General features: G+C 69.8%; 18 protein-coding genes. 8 read left to right on the top strand and 10 right to left on the bottom strand.

Going from position 1 to position 21,125, the window contains the following annotated elements; genetic code table 11:
- Position 1: 1 nt before the first annotated feature.
- Entirely contained in the window at positions 2-1,297 is a 1,296-nt protein-coding gene (locus ACIRL2_RS43745) for a hypothetical protein (RefSeq protein ID WP_402240174.1), read from the top strand.
- A gap of 522 nt (positions 1,298-1,819) precedes the next feature.
- On the opposite strand, the gene ACIRL2_RS43740 is transcribed toward ACIRL2_RS43745, so the two are convergent.
- Positions 1,820-2,647 (bottom strand): alpha/beta fold hydrolase, encoded by an 828-nt coding sequence (locus ACIRL2_RS43740; protein WP_395873065.1) that lies wholly within the window; start codon positions 2,645-2,647, stop codon positions 1,820-1,822.
- Between the two features lie 932 nt (positions 2,648-3,579).
- A complete protein-coding gene (locus ACIRL2_RS43735) occupies positions 3,580-4,902 on the bottom strand; it encodes a serine hydrolase domain-containing protein (RefSeq protein ID WP_402240172.1) in 1,323 nt (440 codons plus the stop codon).
- A 111-nt stretch (positions 4,903-5,013) separates the two neighbouring features.
- Here ACIRL2_RS43735 and ACIRL2_RS43730 point away from each other — a divergent pair, with 111 nt between their 5' ends.
- The 3 genes from ACIRL2_RS43730 (at position 5,014) to ACIRL2_RS43720 (ending at position 8,649) form a co-directional block, all read left to right on the top strand.
- On the top strand, positions 5,014-6,111 hold the full coding sequence (locus ACIRL2_RS43730; protein WP_402240170.1) for a sensor histidine kinase: 1,098 nt from the start codon (positions 5,014-5,016) through the stop codon (positions 6,109-6,111).
- Complete coding sequence (locus ACIRL2_RS43725) at positions 6,099-6,746, top strand: response regulator (RefSeq protein WP_395873062.1); 648 nt, start codon at positions 6,099-6,101, stop codon at positions 6,744-6,746. Before ACIRL2_RS43730 ends, ACIRL2_RS43725 begins: the two co-directional genes overlap by 13 nt.
- A 1,324-nt stretch (positions 6,747-8,070) precedes the next feature.
- Positions 8,071-8,649 (top strand): hypothetical protein, encoded by a 579-nt coding sequence (locus ACIRL2_RS43720; protein ID WP_402240168.1) that lies wholly within the window; start codon positions 8,071-8,073, stop codon positions 8,647-8,649.
- A 236-nt stretch (positions 8,650-8,885) separates the two neighbouring features.
- Here the strand turns inward: ACIRL2_RS43720 and ACIRL2_RS43715 are convergent, their stop codons facing one another.
- Positions 8,886-9,860: an NAD(P)-dependent alcohol dehydrogenase gene (locus ACIRL2_RS43715; protein ID WP_402240165.1), complete on the bottom strand. Its 975-nt coding sequence runs from the start codon at positions 9,858-9,860 to the stop codon at positions 8,886-8,888.
- A 401-nt stretch (positions 9,861-10,261) separates the two neighbouring features.
- On the opposite strand from ACIRL2_RS43715, the gene ACIRL2_RS43710 reads away from it, so the two are divergent.
- A complete protein-coding gene (locus ACIRL2_RS43710; protein WP_395873058.1) occupies positions 10,262-10,795 on the top strand; it encodes a hypothetical protein in 534 nt (177 codons plus the stop codon).
- 328 nt (positions 10,796-11,123) lie between these two features.
- Here the strand turns inward: ACIRL2_RS43710 and ACIRL2_RS43705 are convergent, their stop codons facing one another.
- Positions 11,124-11,804 carry a GntR family transcriptional regulator gene (locus ACIRL2_RS43705; RefSeq protein WP_395873057.1) on the bottom strand — a complete coding sequence of 227 codons (681 nt, stop codon included), beginning with the start codon at positions 11,802-11,804 and terminating at the stop codon, positions 11,124-11,126.
- A gap of 118 nt (positions 11,805-11,922) precedes the next feature.
- Between ACIRL2_RS43705 and ACIRL2_RS43700 the strand changes: the two genes are divergently transcribed.
- Both ACIRL2_RS43700 and ACIRL2_RS43695 read left to right on the top strand, forming a co-directional pair.
- Complete coding sequence (locus tag ACIRL2_RS43700) at positions 11,923-12,459, top strand: YbhB/YbcL family Raf kinase inhibitor-like protein (RefSeq protein WP_402240162.1); 537 nt, start codon at positions 11,923-11,925, stop codon at positions 12,457-12,459.
- Between the two features lie 372 nt (positions 12,460-12,831).
- Complete coding sequence (locus tag ACIRL2_RS43695) at positions 12,832-13,221, top strand: fumarylacetoacetate hydrolase family protein (RefSeq protein WP_395873133.1); 390 nt, start codon at positions 12,832-12,834, stop codon at positions 13,219-13,221.
- Between the two features lie 174 nt (positions 13,222-13,395).
- Here the strand turns inward: ACIRL2_RS43695 and ACIRL2_RS43690 are convergent, their stop codons facing one another.
- The 5 genes from ACIRL2_RS43690 to ACIRL2_RS43670 form a co-directional block, all read right to left on the bottom strand.
- Positions 13,396-14,859: a hypothetical protein gene (locus ACIRL2_RS43690; RefSeq protein WP_402240160.1), complete on the bottom strand. Its 1,464-nt coding sequence runs from the start codon at positions 14,857-14,859 to the stop codon at positions 13,396-13,398.
- A 742-nt stretch (positions 14,860-15,601) separates the two neighbouring features.
- Positions 15,602-16,441, bottom strand: coding sequence for an alpha/beta fold hydrolase (locus ACIRL2_RS43685; RefSeq protein WP_395873054.1), 840 nt, complete (start codon positions 16,439-16,441; stop codon positions 15,602-15,604).
- A 274-nt stretch (positions 16,442-16,715) separates the two neighbouring features.
- A complete protein-coding gene (locus ACIRL2_RS43680) occupies positions 16,716-16,916 on the bottom strand; it encodes a hypothetical protein (protein ID WP_402240158.1) in 201 nt (66 codons plus the stop codon).
- A 234-nt stretch (positions 16,917-17,150) separates the two neighbouring features.
- Positions 17,151-18,092 carry a TIGR03620 family F420-dependent LLM class oxidoreductase gene (locus ACIRL2_RS43675; protein WP_402240157.1) on the bottom strand — a complete coding sequence of 314 codons (942 nt, stop codon included), beginning with the start codon at positions 18,090-18,092 and terminating at the stop codon, positions 17,151-17,153.
- Positions 18,089-19,012: an NmrA/HSCARG family protein gene (locus ACIRL2_RS43670; RefSeq protein WP_402240154.1), complete on the bottom strand. Its 924-nt coding sequence runs from the start codon at positions 19,010-19,012 to the stop codon at positions 18,089-18,091. Before ACIRL2_RS43670 ends, ACIRL2_RS43675 begins: the two co-directional genes overlap by 4 nt.
- A gap of 123 nt (positions 19,013-19,135) precedes the next feature.
- Between ACIRL2_RS43670 and ACIRL2_RS43665 the strand changes: the two genes are divergently transcribed.
- Complete coding sequence (locus tag ACIRL2_RS43665) at positions 19,136-19,711, top strand: TetR/AcrR family transcriptional regulator (RefSeq protein ID WP_395873049.1); 576 nt, start codon at positions 19,136-19,138, stop codon at positions 19,709-19,711.
- Between the two features lie 560 nt (positions 19,712-20,271).
- Here the strand turns inward: ACIRL2_RS43665 and ACIRL2_RS43660 are convergent.
- On the bottom strand, positions 20,272-21,063 hold the full coding sequence (locus ACIRL2_RS43660; RefSeq protein ID WP_395873048.1) for an ABC transporter permease: 792 nt from the start codon (positions 21,061-21,063) through the stop codon (positions 20,272-20,274).
- Between the last annotated feature and the right edge of the window lie 62 nt (positions 21,064-21,125).

Here is a 21,125-nt window from a genome sequence, read left to right as displayed (position 1 = left end):
CGTGAAAATCCCCCTCCGACTCTCCCGATCCACCGTCATCGCCACGATCGTCGGCGGCCTCACTCTCGCCGCCGGCATCACGGTCACCACCCCCGCCGACACATCCCGGACCCGATCCGCCCCCTCCCCCGTCTCCGCCTCCGACCCCGACGCCCCCTCGAACGACGGCCGGGGCCTGGCCGTCACCACCGATGCCGTCGAACTCGCCGCATCCACCTCCGCCTTCACCACCACCCCGGCCAAGACCGCACCGGCGCTCCCCGCCGTACGCAACCTCAAAACCAAGCCCGGCAACCAGACGGTGCAACTGTCCTGGTCCAAGGTCACCGGCGCCGACGACTACCGCGTCTACGCCGCCGCCGGATGCGACCTTCTCGGCCCGGACAAGGCCAAGTACCGCCGCGTCAAAGACAACCTCAAGACCAAGACGACCTGGACCCACACCAAGGTCACCGAGACCTGCATGAACTACTTCGTCGTCGCCGTACGCGACGGCCGCGAGGGCGCCCGCCCCGCGTTCGGCACCCGGGCCACCGCCGCCCAACCCAACCGCAACCACGACGAGGCGGTCCGGAAGTACTTCAAGTCCACCCCCTCCCCCGGCGACCGGGTCGCCCGCACCTCGGTCGCACCCGGCATCGACCGGGGCATGGTGATCACCCGCGCCTTCATCCGCAACAAGGACACCCTCAGCGACACCATCGGCGACCACCGCTCCTGGAGCAGCCTGCCGGTCGTGCCCGCCAAGGCCACCATCGCGTGGAACACCGGGACCGGCGAAGTCGCCGTGTACGTCCACAGATCCTGCGCCGTCGGCATCTCCCGGCCCGGCGGCGCCGCGGAGACGCTGTGCCGTAACGCGCTCCCAATCGCGTTCGTCGCCGATGCCGCCTCCGTGGGCGACGCCTCCAAGGACGAACGCAACCTGTTCTCCGTGTCCAAGACCGCCGACGGCGGCCTCAGCATCGGCATGTCCGCGGCGAACTCCTGGAACGACAAGGTCTGCGTCCCATCCGAGTTCGGGCCAAGCACCTGCTTCTCCCTCGGACGCATCAACGCCCGAGCGACCCTGACCCCCACCGGCAAGACCTTCTCCGCCAAACTCACCGGAGACCTCTTCCCGGCCTGGGAGTTCGTCCGCTATCCCACCACCGCTCCCGCCGCGCCCCTGGGACTGGGCCTGGTCCTGGGAACCCGCGACCAGACCCAGCCCCGCGACCTCACCAGCGGCAAGTCCTCCACCTGCACCACACCCGCCAAGGAAACCGAGACCTTCCCCAACCCCATGTCCTGCTGACCCACCTCCATCCACGGCCGCATCTGCACCTCTACCGCACCCACACCCCGCACCCGCACCGACATCCACGTCGCATCGGCACCGGCATTGGCATCGACACCGGCATCGCTTTCGACACCGACACCGGCATCGACGTCGCCGCCACCGCCGCCGCGTGGAGGTCGGTGCGGGTCGAGGCGATCGTCGGTGCCCGGCCCGTACCCGTCTCCTTCGTCGGCACCGCAGGCGAACCGCTGCGCGAGCCCGTCCGACGGGTCGAACGTCCGACAGATCGAGCCGATGGCGTGCCCGGCGTGCGACGACACCCAGTGCCTCGGGGGTGTTCGCCCGTTCGACAATCCGGCTTGTCGGCGCGCCCCTCCCGAACCCACGGCCTGCCGTTTCGGGAAGGTCGACACCCTGCACACGCCTGTCCGGATCGCGCGGCAGCGGGGCGACCCGGACACGGCACGGGCCCGGTTGAGGGGGGCGGCCGAGACCTGCACGCGAAGGGTTTGCGAGGCCCTACCCAGCCGGGCCGTGTCAGCTCTTGAGGAACTGGACGAGGTCCCTGTTGAACTTCTCCTTGTCGCCCGGGACGAGGGCGATGCCGTGGGAACCGCCTTCGTAGACCTTGAGGGTGGCGTTCGGGATGATCCTTGCGCTCTTGCGGCCGGTGGCGTCGATGGGCACCACCTGGTCGTCGTCGCCATGCACGATGAGCGTGGGAACGTCGAACTTCTCGAGGTCCGCGTGGAAGTCCGTGTAGGCGAAGGCGTCGACACACGCGACGCCGCCCTGGATGGTCTCGGCCATGGCCATGTACCAGAACGCGTCCTTGTTGCCCTGGGTGACCTTGTTGCCGTCGCGGTTCGCGGAGAAGAACCCGACCGCGGTGTCCTTCCAGAACTGCGAGCGCTCGGTGAGGATGCCGCTCTTGATGTCGTCGAAGACGGACTGGGGTACGCCCTCCGGATTGTCGGGGCCCTGGAGCATGAGTGGCGTGATCGCGGAGAGCAGGACCGCCGACTCGACCCGCTGTGTGCCGTGGCGCCCGATGTATCGGGCGAGTTCGCCGCCACCCATCGAGTGCGCCACGAGTGTGATGTCCCGCAGGTCCAATCGGGTGATCAGGTCGTTCAGGTCGTCGGCGAAGGTATCGAAGTCGTAGCCGTCGAACACCGGTGTCGAGCGACCGTGACCTCGCCGGTCATGCGCGATGCCGCGAAATCCGGCGTCGGCGACGGCCTTCATCTGGTCCTGCCAAGCGTCGCCGTTCAGTGGCCAGCCGTGAATGAAGACGACCGGACGACCGCTGCCCCAGTCCTTGTAGAAGATCTCGACACCGTCGCGAGTGGTCACCGTGGGCATGCTGGAATCCTTCCGGGGTCGGCTTCGAAGCGGGCACCGCGCCCACCTCGGCGAGCGGATATCACACGACGAGGCCGGACAAACATCGCCCGACACGGCTCCTGGGCGTCTACGACGATCGCCGCCACCCGGGCACGCCCCGATCGGGTCCCGTGGCTCGGTTCCGCCGAAGAGGCACAGGTCGAGCGTCTCTCGGCACCGCGCACACGCGGTCGGCATCTGCGACGGTGCGCACAGCGAGCCATACGGCCACGGCAGGGTCGTGAGTTGCCGCGAATGGAACGCCGGCGGCCCCTGCCCCAGCCGCGGCCGCGGTCCACAGGTGAGCGGCAACCGGCCGAGGAATCGATGACGCACCAACCGCCACGGCCAAGGCGGCGGCGTCCCCCGGTCCACACGCAGACACGGGTGGACGGCAGCACAGCGGAGGTCCGGAACCTCGGTAACCAGCACTCCCTCGCCAAGGTCGTCAACTGCGGTCGGTCCACGGCACGCTAACTGCGGTCGGTCCACGGCACGCTGGAGACGAATCAGTGCGCTGCCGGGCTCGACACCAACGCCATGTTCGTCATGCTCTCCGGGGCGGCAGAGTCCACTCCTGGATGGGCGGCGGACACGCCGGACCGGGCACATTCAAACTCCCGGTGACTGGACGGCCGAGGTCATGAAGGTCGGCGAACTCCGGTACCGCGCGGAGATCCTCGGCGGTGAGGGCGCGGTGTAGGCACCGCGGGCCGGATCCGCGCCGCCGTCCGTTGCGGCCGCTCGATCCCGCATGTGGCGGGGAGCCACGGCCGCGGTGCCCGGTCGACCCGCGGGTGCGCTGGGTCGCAGGACGGTGACGACCCGGACGCAGGCGCCGGCCCGTCCCGGGCCGCCGCATCTGCCGTCTTCAGACCCGGTCACCGATCTCCAGACCCCTTGTGCGGCTGCTACCGAGGTGGCCGGAGCGCGTCGGTGACGACCTTGTCGGCGGCGCGTTGTTGGGAGAGCAATTCGGGCTTGCTTCCGTCGAGGGCGAAGTTCATGGAGACCACTGCTCCTCGTCGGCCGTCTTCGGTGACGCCGAGGATCACGATGGATCCCGAGTCGCCGCCGTCGTGGCCCCAGTAGCGATCACCGCCGGGCAGAGGTCGGGAGACCAGCCCGAGGCCGTACCGGCCGTCGGGCCAGATCTCTTCGATCTCGGAGCTGACCGGCCGGGTGGTCTTCATCGCGGTCAGTTCGGCGGGGCGCAGGAGACGTCCACCGAGGAGTGCCCGGAAGAAGGTGTCGAGATCGCGGGTGGTGGAGACGATGCCGCCGGCCGGGTACGAGGGGATCTGGGAGGTGACGTCGACGAGTTCGCCGTCGAAGCGCTGGTATTGCTTGGCGTGTGGCAGCCGGATGTCCGGCGAGGTCCCGGGCCAGTAGGTGTGTCGCATGCCCAGCGGCCGGAAGATGCGGCGTTCGAACTCGCGGTCCCACGGCTGTCCGGTGATGCGTTCGATGAGCAGTTCGGCGATCATGTAGCCGGTGTTGGAGTAGGCCCAACCTTCGCCGGGGTCGAAGAGTTGCGGCAGGGCGACCCCGTTTGCCACCAAGTCCTTTGTGGAGAAACGCTGGTGGCGCACCTGCAGGTACTCCGCCTTGGAATTCCACGTCGGGAGGGCGTCCTGCAGACCTGAGGTGTGTTGGAGCAGTTGGCGGATCGTGATCGGTCGGCCGGCCACGATCCCGGGCAGCCAACGTTCGACCGGGTCGTCGAGTCCAAGGCGTCCCTCGCCGACGAGTTGGAGGACCACGGTGGCGGTGAAGGACTTGGACGTGCTGGCGATCCGGAACGCGCCGTCGGCGGGGATCGCGCGTCCGGTACGCACATCGGCGACGCCGACGCGAGCGGCGCAGGTGGCGTAGCCGGTCGTCGCCCTCGCCTGAACAGCGGGGATTCCCAGGGCCGAGACTGCCTCGGTGTTGCGGCGCAGCTTCGGGTAGTCGGGCATGTCGAAGGTGCCGGCGGGGTTCTGCGCTCCCGTGCTCCCGATCGCCGCGCTGCCGATGGCTGCGATTCCGGCGGCTACATTGCCGGCGGTTACCTTGCCGGCAGCTACGTTGCCTGCGTCTGCGTTTCCGACGGATGCGTTGCCGGCCGCGGTCGGAGAGCACGGTGGCGTCGCCGCCGCGCCCAGGGTGGGCGTAGCGATCAGGACGGCGGTTGCGGTGGCGCCCAGGACCAGCGTCAATGTCAGCGGTGCGGCGCGAAGGTGGCGTTTCATGCCTGGAAAATTAGGCGCGGCCGGGGCCGTCGCCGATACGGCCGGCTGGAGGTATTGCGGTACAGCCTGCTGTAGTGCCGGGGCCGTACCCCTGTAGCGATACTGACCTGCATGTATGGAGCGAACGCGTGGCGCGCCTGCGCATACCTGCTCGGCAACCTGGTCGCCGCGGTCGGTGGTCTCTTCTTCCTCCCGCGTCCGGGGTCGGCGGGCAACTGGGCGGACCGTCGGCGGTCCGCCGCGCGGCGTTGGCTCGGCGTACCGGGCGAGTCGTCTCCGATCACGCGCCGCCGGCTGGCGCTCAACGCGTTGACAGGCGTTCCGACGGGCCTCCTGGTACTGCTCGTCATCGGCAACTTCGTCGTCGGCGTGATCGGCACGACCGCCTGGTGGGCGTTTTCGCCCGAGAACCGCCCACGGTTGTGGATCGACGTGCCGATCGACGGCTGGGGTGACGCGCTGTTGCTCGGCGTCCTTCAGGTCGTCGCCCTCAGCGCTGTGGCGTGCCTCGTGCTGCCGCCGCTCGCGCGTGCGCAGAATCGTCTCCTCGCGCCGTCCAAGGCGGAGCGGTTGGCGCTTCGCGCGGCCACGCTGACCCGGACCCGCGCCGACGTCCTCGACGCGCACGGCGCGGAACTGCGCAGGATCGAGCGCGACTTGCACGATGGCGCCCAAGGTAGGCTCGTCGCGATGACGATGCATCTCGACCTGGCGCGCCAGGCGGTGCGCGAGGAACCGGGCACGGCCGAGGCACTGATCGAACGCGCACACGCGAGCGCCGAGGCCACTCTGGCCGAACTCCGCGAGGTGGTTCGTACGATCTACCCGCCGATCCTCGCCGACCGCGGGCTGCCCGGTGCGTTGTCCGCGGTCGTCGCGCGTTCGGGTGTGCCTGCCCGGCTCGACATGGACGAGTTGGGTGACATACCCGCCGCGGTCGAGACCGTCGCCTACTTCACGGTCGTCGAGGCGCTGACCAATGCGGCCAAGCACAGTCGGGCCTCCGCCGCCACGGTCGCCGTCGAACGCGATGACGGCCGGCTGCGGATCCGGGTCACCGACGACGGGACGGGCGGTGCCGACGAGGCACGGGGTACCGGGCTGGCGGGCATACGCCGGCGCGCGTTGGCGCTCGACGGCGAGGTCACGGTGGACAGCCCGGTCGGCGGCCCGACGGCCATCACGGTGGAGCTGCCGTGCGGCTGGTGATCGCCGAGGACAACGTGCTCCTCGCGGAGGGTCTGCAACTCATCCTCGCCAAACACGGCTTCGAGGTCGCCCGGGTCGTCGAGACCGCCGACGACCTGCTCGCGGCGGTGGAGGAGCACGATCCGCAGGCGGCCATCGTCGACGTACGTCTGCCGCCGTCGTTCCGCGACGAGGGACTCCAGGCGGCGATCGCACTACGGCGACGCCGGACGGACTTCCCCATCTTGGTGTTGTCGCAGTACATCGAGCAGACGTACGCGACCGAACTGCTGTCCACCGGCCACCACGGCGTCGGCTACCTGTTGAAGGATCGGGTCGGCCGGGTCGCCGAGTTCGTCGACGCCCTGCGCAAGGTCGCGGCGGGAGGGTTGGCCCTCGACGCCGAGGTCATCGCGCAGGTCGTCCGCCGCCGGGACGATCCGCTGGCGGCGCTGACCACACGTGAGCGGGAGGTCCTGGGTCTGGTCGCCGAGGGCCTCGACAACACGACCATCGCTGCGCGTCTGCGGGTGTCGGACAACGCGGTGCACAAACACATCGGCAACATCTTCGCCAAGCTGGGCCTGGCCGCCTCCGACGCCGGCCACCGCCGAGTACTCGCCGTCCTCACCTACCTGGACGCATCGCCGCACTGAGCGAGCGCTGCGTACGGCCGTCCCCCTCTGGCGGGCCGAGGCCGTCGAAGCCGCCGCCTTTGATCCGCAACGCCGAGCGCCGGGACGTCCGTTGACCCGGCCGGAGCCTCCCACCGCCCGACGTGATCGCGAAGGTCGCGTACTCCTCCCCCCCCCGCGATCCGGACCCACCTGCGCAAACGCGGCATCCGGCACCATTCCCAAACCGACGCACAGGCAGGCAGCCCCACCACTCGACCGCGGGAATGCCGCGAGTTCGTCCTCGAACGGGTCGGGCCCGGATGGAGAGCCTCGACGACGCCGTCGGTTCGGCCTGCCCGCTCCCCGACACGTTTGTCGGGGGCCCGTACGGCGAGCGTGTCCGCCGACATGTCCTGTCGGGCGGCGATGACCTCTGGGAACCCGACACATATGTCGGGTGGTTCAGTACGCGTGTGTGTCGGCCGACATGGCGGCGCCGGCCCGTGGCGGGTGGGACGACATGTCGTGTCGGGCTCGGTGGTGTCGGTGTCCGGAACCCGACACGCGCGTGTCCGGCAACCCGACACGTGCGTCCGGGAATCCGTACGGCGCGCATGTCGGCCGACACGCCACCGTCGCCCCTTGTCGGGCGTTTCCCCTCCACGCGCCGATGGCGGCCTGCCGGTGTCGGCTGTCCGGCTGTCCGGCTGTCCGGCTGTCCGGCGCAGCCGACACCGATCCGCGGCCGACCTCGGACGGCCGCGCAGGACGCCATCGCACCGCCTGCGCGCAGGGCTCGGACAGAGAGTCGGGAAGGTATGCGTCCCGGACGATCTCGGACGTCCGCGAGGGCGGTTACGCGCTCCTACGGCCCGTGTACGAAGTTGCCATGCGGGTGGCGCGAGCCGGCGCGCTTCGTCGGGGCCGGAGACGCCATGCTGCCCGGAGCCCGCCCTGTGCGGATTCCGTGGCCTACCGGGTGACGGAGGGCCCGAACGTCCGAGCCCGGGCCGCCCGCAGTTGCCGATGCCGATGGCGATCGACTTGGGCAGATGGCCTCTCGTGATCGAGCCCAACGCGGCATGTCGGCGCCGGCGAAGGCAAAGGCCGTCTCGGCTTCGATCGCCGCCCGCCACCGTAAATGGCCTTGCCCTCAAGGTAGTTCGTCGGTTTTGTGGTGGCGGGCCGGGGCGGGTTCTACCGTGGTGGTGTGGCCGCTGATCCGGTGACACCTTCGACTCCGCCAGGGCGGCGACTCCGGTACGACGCGTGGCGGGCTCGATGGCGGGCTCGGCCGCGTTTGCCCGTCCCGTCGTCGCCCGAGGTCGGGTGGGACCCGCCCGGAGACTGGATTCGGGTCGCGGTGGTCGTCCGCAGGCTGGTGCTGTTGGGGGCGGCCGCCGCAGCGTTTGCCGTGTCGCGGCTCGTCGAGCCGAATCCGTGGAACCTGGACTTGCTGGAGCGCGGATTCCTGTCCAGCGAGATCGTCCCGGCCGCGATCGGCTGGTGCCTGATCGCCGCCGAGGTGGCAGCGACCGCCCGCGGCTTGCTGATCCGCGTCTGTGCTTTGGCATTCGTGGTGCTGACCGCGGTGTCGGGAGTTGTGCTCGCCGCCGTGGCGGCCGTCATCACGCCCCTCTTTGCCGGCCCCGATTCCACCGAAAAGGTCGTGGCGGTGTCGCCGGACGGCCGAACCCGGGCGGTGCGGGTGGACTACGAGGAAACCGCCCACCGCGACCGCGCATACGGCCTGATACTTCGCGTAGACGTGGGTCTGAACCGGAGCACGTGGATCCTGGACAGGTGCGACAAGGCGCAGGGCGAGATCGCGAACGTACGCTTCCTCGGCAACCGCACCCTGGAGTACACCCCGCCACAGGGCCCGCCGGTGCGGGTCCACTTCGACCGGAACGCGAAGGCCGACCGCCAGTGGTGCCCGTGAGACCTGTGCGGGGCGCGTTCCTTACGGCGCGGCGCCCACGAAGCCGGCGGGCTCGGCCGAACAGGCCGGTGAAGGCAACCGCCCCGGCGTACGGGCACTCGGAGCGAAGGTTCTCTCGTCCACAAGCCGGGACCGCGAACCGGAACCACGAACCGGGACCGGACCCGCCGCGCTGTCACCGGGCGATCCGCCACAGGATGGCATATCACCTGAAGTCGGAGTAAATCCGACCAGGATCACAGGGTGATGACGACCTTCGCGCGGGCGTGTTCCACCTCGAGGTGTCGGATGGCTTCGGGGGCTTCGTCGAACGCGTAGGTCCGGTCGATGGCCGAGGTGATCTTGCCCGAACCGGTGAGTTCCGCCAGCGCCTCCAGGTTCTCCCGGCCGGCCTTCGCGGTCAGGACCAGCATCTTTTGGCGTGCGAGGCGCGACACCACCTGTCCCTTGACGATCAGGCCCATCGGGCCGACCAGGCTTCCGCCCTCGGACATCCCGCCGCCGGAGAGTATGAGGGCCCCCTCCGCGGTCAACACGCTTCGCATGTCCTTCAGGGTTCGATTTCCCACCAGGTCGAACACCACGTCGTACCGCGCGCCGGCCTTCGCGAAGTCCGCTCGGGTGTAGTCGACCACATGGTCCGCGCCGAGCGACCCGACCAGATCCACGTTCCGGGTGCTGCACACACCCGTCACTTCCGCGCCGAACACCTTGGCCATCTGGACCGCGAAGGTGCCCACGCCACCGGACGCGCCGTTGATCAGGACCTTGTGCCCCGGTTGCACTCGGGCCGCATCCCTCAGGCCCATCAGCGCGGTGTTCGCCGCCAGCGGCAGCGCGGACGCCTGCTCGAAGGTCACGTTCGACGGCATCCGCGCCACCAGGTCCTCCGGCGCCGCGACGTACTCCGCGAACGCGCCCTCCACCTCGCCGAACACCTCGTCGCCGGGAGCGAACCGCTTCACGTTCTCGCCGACCGCCTCGACCACACCCGCGAAGTCCGTACCCCGGATGCGCATCTTCGGCCTGGTCAGTCCGAACACCAGCCGTGCGAGGTACGGGTCACCCCGCATGACGTGCCAGTCGCGCGCGTTGACCGACGCCGCCCGGACCCGGACCAGGACCTCGTGGCCGGCGATCGTCGGCTTGCCCACCTCCTCGACCCGCAACACGTCGGGTGAGCCGTATCGGTCCTGGACGATCGCCTGCATCGGATCTCCGTCCCGCGCGGGTGGATGCCGAACCACTCGCCCGGCACGACACGACGCTAGAGGAGCGAAGTCCGCACAGCCATCGGGGACTTTCCCTAGTGGATCGGCCCGGCAGGCGCGGGGATTGCTCCGCCGTGAGGTCATCGGGTCGCGGTCGTTCGTTCCCACCCACCCCCCGGCGACCCGGGTCGTCCCTGGCGTGGCTGGGCGAGCCGCCGGGCGCATGGGCCCGGTTGTGCGCGAGGCGCGACCCGCCGGGTCGGAGTGGTCATAACAGCGGACACCCGTGTCGCCGTTTACCCGGGTGAATCGCCTCTCGGCTGATGTGACGGCGTTTTCGGCCGGTGCGCGGCACGCCGAGACGTACTCGCATTCGAACACATGTGCGTACGATTGGTCGTGTGGTCGAGGAACTGAAGGACGCGCCTTTGGCGAAGAGCATCACCGCGATGCGCCGCGCGCGCGACGCGGAGGCGAAGGCGCCTGTGCGGATCAAGATCGCCCGCCCTCGGGTCAGGACGGTCCGGCGGCACTCCTGGACACGCGGGACCGGTGTTCGCGCGGTCGTCGTGCCGAGGCGGACGCCGCTCGCGGAGGCCGCTTGGTCTGTCGTGGACATCGCGTGGCGGGAACGCACGCTGCCGACTCTCCTCGACGACGCCGGACTGCCCTTCTACCGCCGGCACCAGGTCCTCTACGACTATCCGGACGTCGCGGCCCGCGTCGTCCGGATGCAGCTCGCCGCCGACCTCGAGGCCCTGCGCCAGGGGTACGCCACGGCGAGGGTGTGGTGCCGGGACGCGGGACTGCCGCCGCATGCCACCGAGGAGCTCCTCGCCTTGTACGCCACGCTCGGCACCACCCAGCACGAGATCATCGACCGCGCGGAGGCCCTCCTCCGGGAGCGGAGCCGCGGCGAGCACCAAGATCGGTGATCAGGCGGGACGGGCGGCCGCGCGAACACGCGCGGCCGAGTCGAGGTCGGTTGTCGCCTCGATCAGCGCCCCCAGGCCGGGTCCGGCCCCGATCGCGCCTCGGCCCGGAGCACGCGGTGGCGGCCGGCGGCGATGCCGGCGGGGACCTGCGCCCGGACAACGCCCGTCGTCGCGTCGCCGGCATCGCGGCCCGCCGCTGCATCCCCTGTTGGGCCGGAAGGGCCCGCGCGGCGGACAGTGGTCTGGGGCCTTGCCCCGCGCGCCGTGCTTCGTGGACCGGGAGGCCGGTCGTGGGATCGACGCGTAACGCTTGGGGAGTCGGCTGGGATCACGGGTGGGGTTCGGTGTCCAGGATCATGCCTGATGTGGCGCCGATCAGGCTGCGGAGGATGGTGTCGGCACGTTCGCTGTCGCGGTCCATGACCGCGTCGAGCAGGTCGCGGTGTTCCTTGTGGACCGCCTGTTCGGTCCAGTGGCGCGCGTCTTCCGGCGTGGGGCGGCACCACCGCCGGTAGAGCTCGGCCTCTTCCCTCAGCGAGGAGGCCAGGTCGCGCAGGCGGGGATTGGCGCAGCCGGCCAGGAGCGCGGTGTGGAAGTCCGTGTGGGCGATCAGCCAGTCCGCGGTGGGCTGGTCGCCGTCACCGCGTGGGGTCTGTTCGAACGTGTGGTGGGCGGCCAGCACCTGGGCGTGCCACGCGAGGTCACCCTCGCTGATCGCGCGGCTCAGGGCGAGGGATTCGATCTCGGTGCGTACGTCGGTCAGGGCGGCCAGCCCGCGGGCGGTCACGTCGGTGACCTGGAAACCGTGGTGTGCCTCGGAGCTGACCAGGTTCCTGGCGACCAGCCTGAGCAGGGCCTCGCGTACGGCGCCGGTGCTCACCCCGTAGCGCTCACTGAGCTCGGGGAACTTCAGCCGTTGGCCGGGCCTGAGCCGGCCGCTCAGGATGTCGGCCCGGATGCGGTCGTGTACCGCCTCGCTGCGGGTCTGCCGCCCGGCTTCTCTCACCACGCGACGGATCCTACAACATTCGACAGATGGCAAAACTTTTAAAAGTGTGTTTGACTATTGAAAGTCAGCAGCCACTTCGATCGAGAAGCACCCCGATCGAGATCCGATGGGAGACCCGATGACCGGCCCGTACGACACCCTGCCCGCCGTTCCCGACTTCGCGGTCACAAGCGCGGACGTCACCGACGGAGCGCCGTTGTCACCGGCGCAGTTCGCCGCCATGAGTGGCGTTGCCGGCGCCGAGGACCGATCCCCGCAGTTGTCGTGGAGCGGATTCCCGCCCGCCACCCGCAGCTTCGTCGTCACGATGTACGACCCCGACGCCCCGACCCCGTCCGGCTTCTGGCACTGGGCGGTGGCCGACATCCCCGCCGATGCGACATCCCTCGACGCCGGCGCGGGCGCGCTCGGCGACGGCGGACTTCCCGATGGCGCCTTCCACATCGCGAACGACGTACGCGCGACCGCCTACGTCGGCGCCGCACCCCCGCCGGGAACCGGCAAGCACCACTACCACATCGCCATCAACGCACTCGACGTACCGTCCGTGAGGGCCCTCGGCGTCACCCCGGAGTCGACCCCGGCCGCCCTCGGCTTCCTCACCGTCGGGCACACGATCGCCCGAGCCGTCCTGGTGCCGTGGGCGGGCGAATGAGGGCGGGGACCTGATGGGGTGAGCCGACGCCCTGGTCCGGGACGAACGCGGACATGAGCCGGCGCCCGCCGGCGCTACATCATCGGTCGCGTCCGTCGCCCGGGTATCCGCGTAATCCGGGATTCCACGTACCCCGCACCGAGCCGGGAGCCGGCCACGTTCGCGGCGCTCGAATCGGAGCACAAGCGATCGATTGCCGCCCCGCAGGCCGCGCAGCCCTGCCCGGGAACGGTCGGCACGGGTATCGGCACAGCGCTGTTCCACCACTTCAACCCCGAGTGCCGGCACGGCCCGGTGATCCCCGCCATGTGAGCCGTCACCACGTACGCCGTCACCACGCCGAGTACTGCGCTCGCAGCCGGGCCGCTATCGATCCCACGGCGACTGCGGCTGCTCCCAAGCACCACCCAGTGGACGCTTGGCAAGAACGCCGACAGGAGCGGACCGATCGGACCGGTCCTCGTGACCGCCGACGAGATCGACGACCCGCACAACCTCGACCTCTGCACACGGGTGAACGGCGAGCTTCGGCAGAAGGCGAATACCTCCGAGATGCTGCACAACATTCCCCGCATCATCGCCTACATCAGCGACACCGTGACCCTGCTCCCCGGCGATGTGCTCGCGACCGGCACCATGGCCGGTGTCGGCGTGGCCATGACCCCGCCGCAGTTCCTCCGCCCCGGAGACGTCGTCGAGGTCGAAATCGAATCCATCGGCGTGCTTCGCACTCCCATCGTCGGACCTGACGAATACCGGTAGCGGTCGGGCGGCGAATATCGGCAGCGCGCACCGAGCCCGGCGCCGATGTGGAGCACCGCCCCGCCCCGGGGAGAGGATCGAACAGCAATCCGAGCGCCGAGCCAAGGCTTTGAGCCGTCGCATACGGGTGGACCAGGCGGCCCCCACCAGTCGTGCGCGCCATCCGGATCCGGCTCACCCCAACCCGCGTGGGGACCTCCCGGAGTCCTTGGACCGACTGCGGTCATCCCCCTTCCCGACACCCGCCGGAGGCGATGCCGCTGTATTCACCACGCCCGAGCCCACACGCGGCACTGCCTCACTCGCGGGACCGAGCACCGACGCCAACTTGCCGCCGAGCACGATGTGATGGCGATGTGGGGTCACCGGAACCGCAGGGCCGTGTGCTCCTGCCACTGCCACGGCGCCGGCGCGCAGCGTGCGGGTCGCGGGTCCGACACTCGACCCCGAATCCGGCGCAGCGGTAACTCGCTGTCCGAACGCGTTCGTTCTGTGCGTCGGCTTGGTTGTGCCGGGTGGAGTCGAAAGGGAAAGCGGTTGTCGGGGGCGTGACTGCACGACCGCGGGAGTGGGAGTGTGCCGGCCCCGACGAAACAGCGACCGGAGTCCTCGGCGCGGGGTGGCTTGCGCACGGGCTTGTCTGGCCTGTCTCGCTTGTTCGGCGAGGGCGCGGGCGTTCTCGATCTCGCGACGGCGAGCCACCAGGTTCGTGGTTTCCAGACCGGTTACCTCGTCGAGGTGGTGGCGCAGATGGTTGAACGTGACGACCAGCCCCGGGGCTGCGGCGATCTCCGCGGCGATGGACGGCCCCAGGCCCGCCACCATGAGGCTGGCGTCCCCTGCTTGATCACCGGCGATGTAGACCTTGGCTTTCGCCACCGCGTAGGTCTCCTCTTTGCCCGTTGCGGCGTAGGGGCTGATCTGTTCGGCGATCGCCTTGTCGTCCAATAGACGTAGCCGGGGGAATCGCGCGAAGGCCGGGTGCTGGGCTGTCCGACGCGACGAGGTGTTTTTGAACCGCGGTTTGGCTCTGCGAGCGGCCTTCCTGTCTGCCTTGAGGATGTTGGGCATGAACGAGTGATTCTCGCCGCCGAATCTGTACGCCTCGATATGGGACAGTTCGTGCAGTACGTGCGTGATCGCCGCGTATTCGGGCGAATCGTCAATGACGTGCTCGATACCCCCGACGACTCCCTCTGCCAGCCGATCCCGGTAGCCCTCGCCTCTGAAATTCGTCGCATGCAGGAGGACCGCCCCGGCCGGATTCGCGTGAGCCGCGTACAGGTCGTTGCCCCAGTCGGTGTCCTTGATTCCGAGGTAGCCGAGGTTGTCGTGTCCCGGGTGCAGTCCGGACCAGTGTCCGGCGGCCATGGCGACGAATTTGGCGATGTACAGGTCCGCACCGGTTATATCGACAACGACCTCCCCGACATCCTGGCCGAACTTGGTGTGCAGCAGGTCCCCCACCTCGGCTACGGAACGTGCGGCCAGCACCTGGCGGTAGAACGGATCGTCAGGTGTGATCCCACGAGGAGCCCGGAACGGGGTCGGCCGGGAGTCCTTTGCAACGCCGACGCCGACTCCTACCGCCTTGAGGATGGGGTCCTCGGCACGGTAATTCTTCAAATATGGCTTCACCCGAGGGCCCTTCGCCGCGACACCACCGGCAACCCCGAATCGTGTAGTCCGCTCCCTTGGCCGAAGAGAGGTCCGAACAAGCTCCAACGCGGCCATGAACTCACCGAGTCGTCCCGCCCACGCCCTGACTTCGCTTCCTCGCGCCCATCACCCGATCACCATGCGACGACACCTTCAAGCCGGTGTGCTCCGGCCGGCGCCCATCGTATGTCTGTTGCGCGGCAGATCTGTTCGAAGTGCGGGCCGACAACCTTGCTGAGGAAGGTGGCCTGGGATCGGGCCCAGATCTCGTCGGCGCGGCCGGGGCGTTCCAAGCCGCCGGTCCGGTCCCCTCGCACAACCGGTGCTGCGGCGGGGCGTTGAAGGGGGGTGAGGTATGGATGCCGGTAGGGCCTCCACGAAGTGGGCTTGCCTGTGTTCAGTTGTGCCCTTCCGGCCCCACCCCCCATGACCGCGGACCTCGAAGGTGCTCTGACCGGCCTCAATCAACGCGGAGACCCTATCCTGCGCCTCCGACACGGGCGTTGCCGTGATCGACGCAGCAACCCGCCTCGCTCTCGCCTACGGCGGCTCCGCGCACGAAGCGTGTGGCGTCGGTCGTTGAGGCTCCGGCTCACTCGACGAGTGCCACGTCGGGCATGACCGGCGCGTCACGGGATCCGCAGCAGCAGCCGCACCGTGCCGGGCCGCTCGACCCGAACCGTGAAGCCGTGGGCCCGGGTTCCGAGAGTCGTAGGCGGCGTCAACGTTCGAGCATCGCCGCCGCAAGCTTGTCGGCCGCCGTGTCGGGGATGACGGTGCCCATCTTGTCGAGGACGAGCAGGCGTGCTCCGGGGATTGCCGTGGCGAGTGCCTCGCCGTTGCCCACAGGGAAGAACGGGTCGACGCGTCCGTGCACGACGAGGGTCGGAAGTGCGAGGTCGCCCAGGCGCTCGCGCCAGCGCGGCGCGCAGTCGAGGCGGGCGAACACCATCGCGAGCTGATTCGCCTGCTGTACCGCCGGTTCGGTCGAGGGCGTGCGATCCCAGATCCGGGCCGCGGTCCTGCGTACCTGTTCCGGGTCGTTGCCAAGGAACTCCGCGCCTTCGGCGACGTATGCCGCGACCGCCGTCCGGTCGCTCCAGTCGGGCATGGGACGGGAGAACAACGCCTGTATCGTCGCCGCGTGGTGGTCCGGCAGGTCGTCGTCGACGGGGCCGGGCGCGACCGGCCGCGTGCCCACCAGGGTCAGCGCCGAGAACGCGTCCGGATGGTCGAGCGCGGCGACCTGGGCAACCATTCCGCCGACGCCGATTCCGGCGAGGTGGGCCGTCGTGGCGCCGAGGGCACCGACCAGCGCGGCGGCGTCGGCGGCGAGATCGCGCAGGTTGTACGCCGGCGCCTCCGGGTCGACGGTCGTCGAGGCTCCGCAGTCGCGCAGGTCGTAGCGGACCACCCGTCGTCCACCCGCCGCAAGCCGCTCGCACAGCGCATCCGGCCACGAGAGCATGGTGGTTGCGCCGACCAGGAGGACGAGCGGATCGGTGTCGCGACCAAAGCTCTCGATGCCGAGTTCGACGCCGTTCGCCCGCTGTGAGGTCATGCGTGATCGTACCAACGCACGCGCGCCGAGGCCGGGAACACGCGCGCAGGGTGATCCTCCGACGCCTCGCTCCGCTCCCGGGACGCCGTTACATCACACTTCGTGAAGCCCACTGAACTTGAGCCAAGGAACCTGAGCCACGGAACCTGAGCTTGAGCCTGAGCGCGAGAACGGACGGCGCCTCGCCCGGTGCCTGCGGGGTCGGGCGAGGTGGAGCCTGTCGGTGTGGTCGCCGGCAGGGGCCATTGTTGTAGGGGCAGTTCGGCGGTGGGGGTCAGTGCAGCCGGGTGGTGGTGTATGCCTGGATGGCGTCCCGCTGGTATGCCGCCAGGAATGGTGCGCTTGCCTCGGATGCGTATGCGGCGTGCCAGGCGTCGTTGGCCACGCAGGTGCGGCCGATGGTGCGGTACTCCTCGGCGGACACGGGCCGCAGTTCGGTCAAGGCGCGGCAGCGGGCGTCGGTCTCGGCCTGCACGGGCTCGGCGTCGGCCGGTGGCCGCGGCCGCCGTCAGGTCGGCCAGGCTCATCACTCGCGCGGCCGTAGGAGATGCCGTAACGGCAACTTCAATCCCAGGAAGACGGGTTCACCCGGTTCGGTTCCACCGCCGTGGGGCTTCGCTCACGATCGCGCCGTACAAGTCTCCTGGCCACCGTTCTTCAGGGTTCGGTACGCGCGCCGCCGTCCGGGTTCGTGCGCGGTCGTGCCGCGTCAGACGGGTAGGTGCTTCGCCAGTTGCTCCCACTGCCGTATGGGCGGGGAGCCGGGGGTGGACGTTACGAGGTGGAGGCTGACGTGGTCGGCTCCGGCGTCGAGGTGTGCCTGGACGCGGTGGGCGATGTCCCCGGCGCGGCCGTGGGCGACCAAGGCGTCGACGAGCCGGTTGTCGAGGGCTTCCGGATTCTCGTGTCCGAGTCCGCGCAGGAGTTGGTGACGGTTCGGCAGTGCGTCCGCGGCGGTGGCGCGGGCCAGGTCGGCGGTGGCCGCTTGGTCGTCGCCCAGTACGCACAGTTGGGTGATGGCCAGGAGGCCGTCGTCCCCGAGGATGGTTCTTGCGGTGTGGGTGTACTCGACGGGCATGCCCAACACCGTTGCGCCCCGGGCGCGTTCGGCGGCGAGGGCGAGCATGTCGGGGTCCAGGGCGGCGAGTACGCGGTTCGGTGAGGTCGCGGTGTCGGGCGGCCCGAACGGGGCGATGTCCAGCGCGTCGAGGTAGGAGCGCATGGTGGCCAGGGGCGGGCCGAAGCGGTGGCCGCGAATGTCCTGGGCCAGGCTGGGGTGACTGTCCCACATGCCGAGCAGGAACCGTCCGGGAAACGCCTCGTCCAGGGTGCGCTGCCCGGCGGCGGTTGTGATCGGGTCGCGGGCGTAGATGTCGGTCATGCCGGTGGCCACGGTGATGTGCCGGGTGGTCGCCAGGAGGATCGCGGCCTGGGCCATGGCCTCCCGTCCCGTGGTCTCGGGGAACCAGAGCGTGCCGAAGCCGAGTTCCTCGATCGCGGCGGCGGCCGTACGGATCTCGGGTGCGCGAAGACGATCGAAGTCCCCTGCCCAGATCCCGACGCGTCCGAGGCCGTGGGTGTGGCGGTGGCCGTGGGTATGGCCGAGGCCGTGCGTGTCACCGTTGATGCGGATGTGCGTGCGGGTGCTCATGCGTCCTGTCCGGCCGTGCGCTCGGCGTCGAGGAATGCGGCGATCCGGGCTGCGCCGGTGCTCTCCAGCCACGTGCGGAAGTCCGTCACGCCCGGGTGGATCCTCCGGGTGGCGGGAATGTCCGCGCGGTAGCCGCGTTCGTTGAGCCATTCGTTGGCGTAGGCGAAGTCTTCGCTCAGGGCCCGGATCGCGTCGATCGGAATCTGTATGTAGGGAAGCGGTATGCCGAGTGCTTTCCCGATGGCCGCGGCGATCTCAACCGGGGTGAGTTCGTCTCCCGCGAGGGAGACCGCTCGGCCGATCCATTCCTTCGGTCGGGAGAACGCCAGTGCGGTGACGGCGCCGACGTCGTCGACGGCGATGATCTGCTGGGAGATGTCGGGGGCGAGCCCGGTGGACAGATTCCCGTTCCGCAGCGCGTAGCCGCCGGTGAAGTTATCCATGAAGGACACCGGCCTCAGGATCGTCGCGGGCAGCCCCAGTGCCGCGATGTGCTGCTCGATCCGCCACTTGGCGACCAGGTTCACCGGAAGCTTCTCCTCGCGGTGTCGGTCCGCTCCGGCGACCGAGGTGAAGACGAAGTGCCCGATACCCGCGGCCCGCGCCGCCTCGGCAACGTTGATGCCCCAGGTCACCTCGTCCTCGGCGGTGAAGTCCGGTGCGGTGCCCGGCGATCCGACGGTGGGCTGGACGCTGAACAGGCCCCAGGCGCCCTCGGCCGCAGCGGCCAGGGAGTCGACGTCCTCCATCCGCGCCCGCACTACCTGCGCGCCTGCCTGTGCCAGGGCGGCGGCCTGCACCCCGTTCGGATCACGTGTCAGTGCACGCACGTGCCGGCCGTCGCGGAGCAGGTGATGTACGACAGCCCTGCCCTGCAAGCCGGTTGCTCCCACAACCACGACGGTCTTCTGCGTCGGCATCACGTTTGTTTTCTCCATCGTTTCCGTGCGGAAGGGAGCCACGCCATAAGTGGGGTGGCCCTCCATTTCTTGTTCGCTACGATATGGAGGACCACCCCACTTTTCAAGCCGTCAGGAGTGCCCGTGCCCAAGGACGCCGCCCCGCCCGGCCGACCGATGCGCGCGGACGCCCGCCGCAACGTCGAGAAGCTCGTGGCCGCCGCCGGGGCCCTGATCGCCGAGTACGGCGCCGACGCCTCACTGGAGGAGGTCGCCCGCCGCGCGGGAGTCGGATCGGCCACGTTGCACCGCCACTTCCCCTCCCGGCAGGCACTCCTGGAGGCGGTCTTCAAGGACCGGGTGGAAGCCCTGTGTGCGAGGGCGCGCGATCTGCTCGCCGAACCCGACCCGGGCCAGGCGTTGTCCACCTGGCTGCACGCCGTCGGTGCGCATGCCGTAGCCAACCGGGGCCTGGGGGCGTCGCTGATGCGCGACGGGGATCCGGGGCTGGGCGAGACCTGCCACGACATGATCACCAAGGCGGGTGGCGCGCTCCTTGTACGGGCCCAGGCGGCGGGCGCCGTGCGGCCTGGCATCACCATCACGCGGTTGCTGAAGCTCGTCGGCGCCATCGCGCTGGCTACCGAGCAGGATGTCGACGGTCCGGTCGAGGCCGATCTCCTGCTTGCGATCGCCATCGACGGAGTACGTGTGCGCTGACCCCGGCTCGCACGCACGGGAGCTTGCGCCGGCAAGGTCGGAACCCGGAATCCGGCGGGCGGCTTCGGGGCGGCTGTTCGTCGTACCGAGGTGCCGCCGCCCTCGCGCGTGGGACGCATCTCCGCGCCCGTGAGGCGGGGGCGCCGGCGTAGCGCCGGCACCGAGCGTGCCAGACCCCGAGCGAGGGCATCCTCCACCCTTCGGAAAACTGCATCCGTCAGCGCCGTACGCGGTGAGCGGCTCGCGACCCGCGGCTCGGAGCACGGCGGGGTCGCGCCGGTCAGGCCACCGACAGTTCTGCGACGTCGTGTCCGCGGATGTCGCCCCGTATCGCCCCACCCCGCCGCGCCGCGCCACACCCCACCCTGCCCACCCCACCCCGCTCGAACGGACCCCGACACAGTCCGAATTCCAACGCTCGATGTCCGCAGTCCGAGCCCGAGCCCGGCCCCGACGAACAACCGGAAACACAACGGGGGCGGCGCACGCCGACGTGGTGTCGGTGTACGCCGCCCCGAGTGGGACAAGTTGCGGAAGACGGCCCGCGGGTTCGTCCCGGACTACCTCGGGTCGCGGTTGAAGACCGCCTTGGACCAGACGTAGCCGAGCGCGGAGAGGGCCAGACACCAGGCGACCGCGAGCCATCCGTTGTGCCCGATCTCGGTGCCGAGCAGCAGGCCGCGCAGGGTCTCGATGGCCGGGGTGAACGGCTGGTACTCGGCGATCGGCTGGAACCAGCCCGGCATCGCGTCGATCGGGACGAAGGCGCTCGAGATGAGCGGCAGGACGATCAGCGGCAGCGCGTTGTTGCTGGCCGCCTCGGCGTTGGGGCTGACCATGCCCATTCCGACCGCGACCCAGGTGAGCGCCAGGGCGACCAGTGCCATCAGGCCGAACGCCGCGAGCCATTCCAGGGCCGTGGCGTCGGTGGACCGGAAGCCGATGGCCACGGCGACGAGACCCACCAGGAACACGCTGGCGATCGACTGCAGGACGCTGCCGATGACGTGCCCGATGAGTACGGACCCGCGGTGGATCGCCATCGTGCGGAAGCGGGCGATGATGCCCTCGGTCATGTCCATGGACACGGACACCGCGGTCCCGACCACGGTGCCTCCGATGGTCATCATCAGGATGCCGGGGACGACGTAGGCGATGTACTCGGAGCGGTCGCCTCCGCCGTCGCCCATGCCCGCGCTCATCGTGTCGCCGAAGATGTAGACGAAGAGCAGCAGCAGGATGACCGGCGTGAGCAGCAGGTTCAGGGTGAGGGACGGGTAACGCCGCGCGTGCAGCAGGTTGCGGCGCAGCATCGTGGACGAGTCGCGTACGGCGAGGGAGAGGGAGCTCATCGGACAGCCTCCTTCGGCTGGTCGGTGCCGCCGGTGAGGGCGAAGAAGACGTCGTCGAGGTC

It is taken from the genome of Embleya sp. NPDC127516 (genome assembly GCF_044765325.1).
Taxonomy (GTDB): Bacteria; Actinomycetota; Actinomycetes; order Streptomycetales; family Streptomycetaceae; genus Embleya.
The sequence above is the reverse complement of the archived record's forward strand: the minus strand, read 5'-3'. Positions and strand labels throughout refer to the sequence as shown.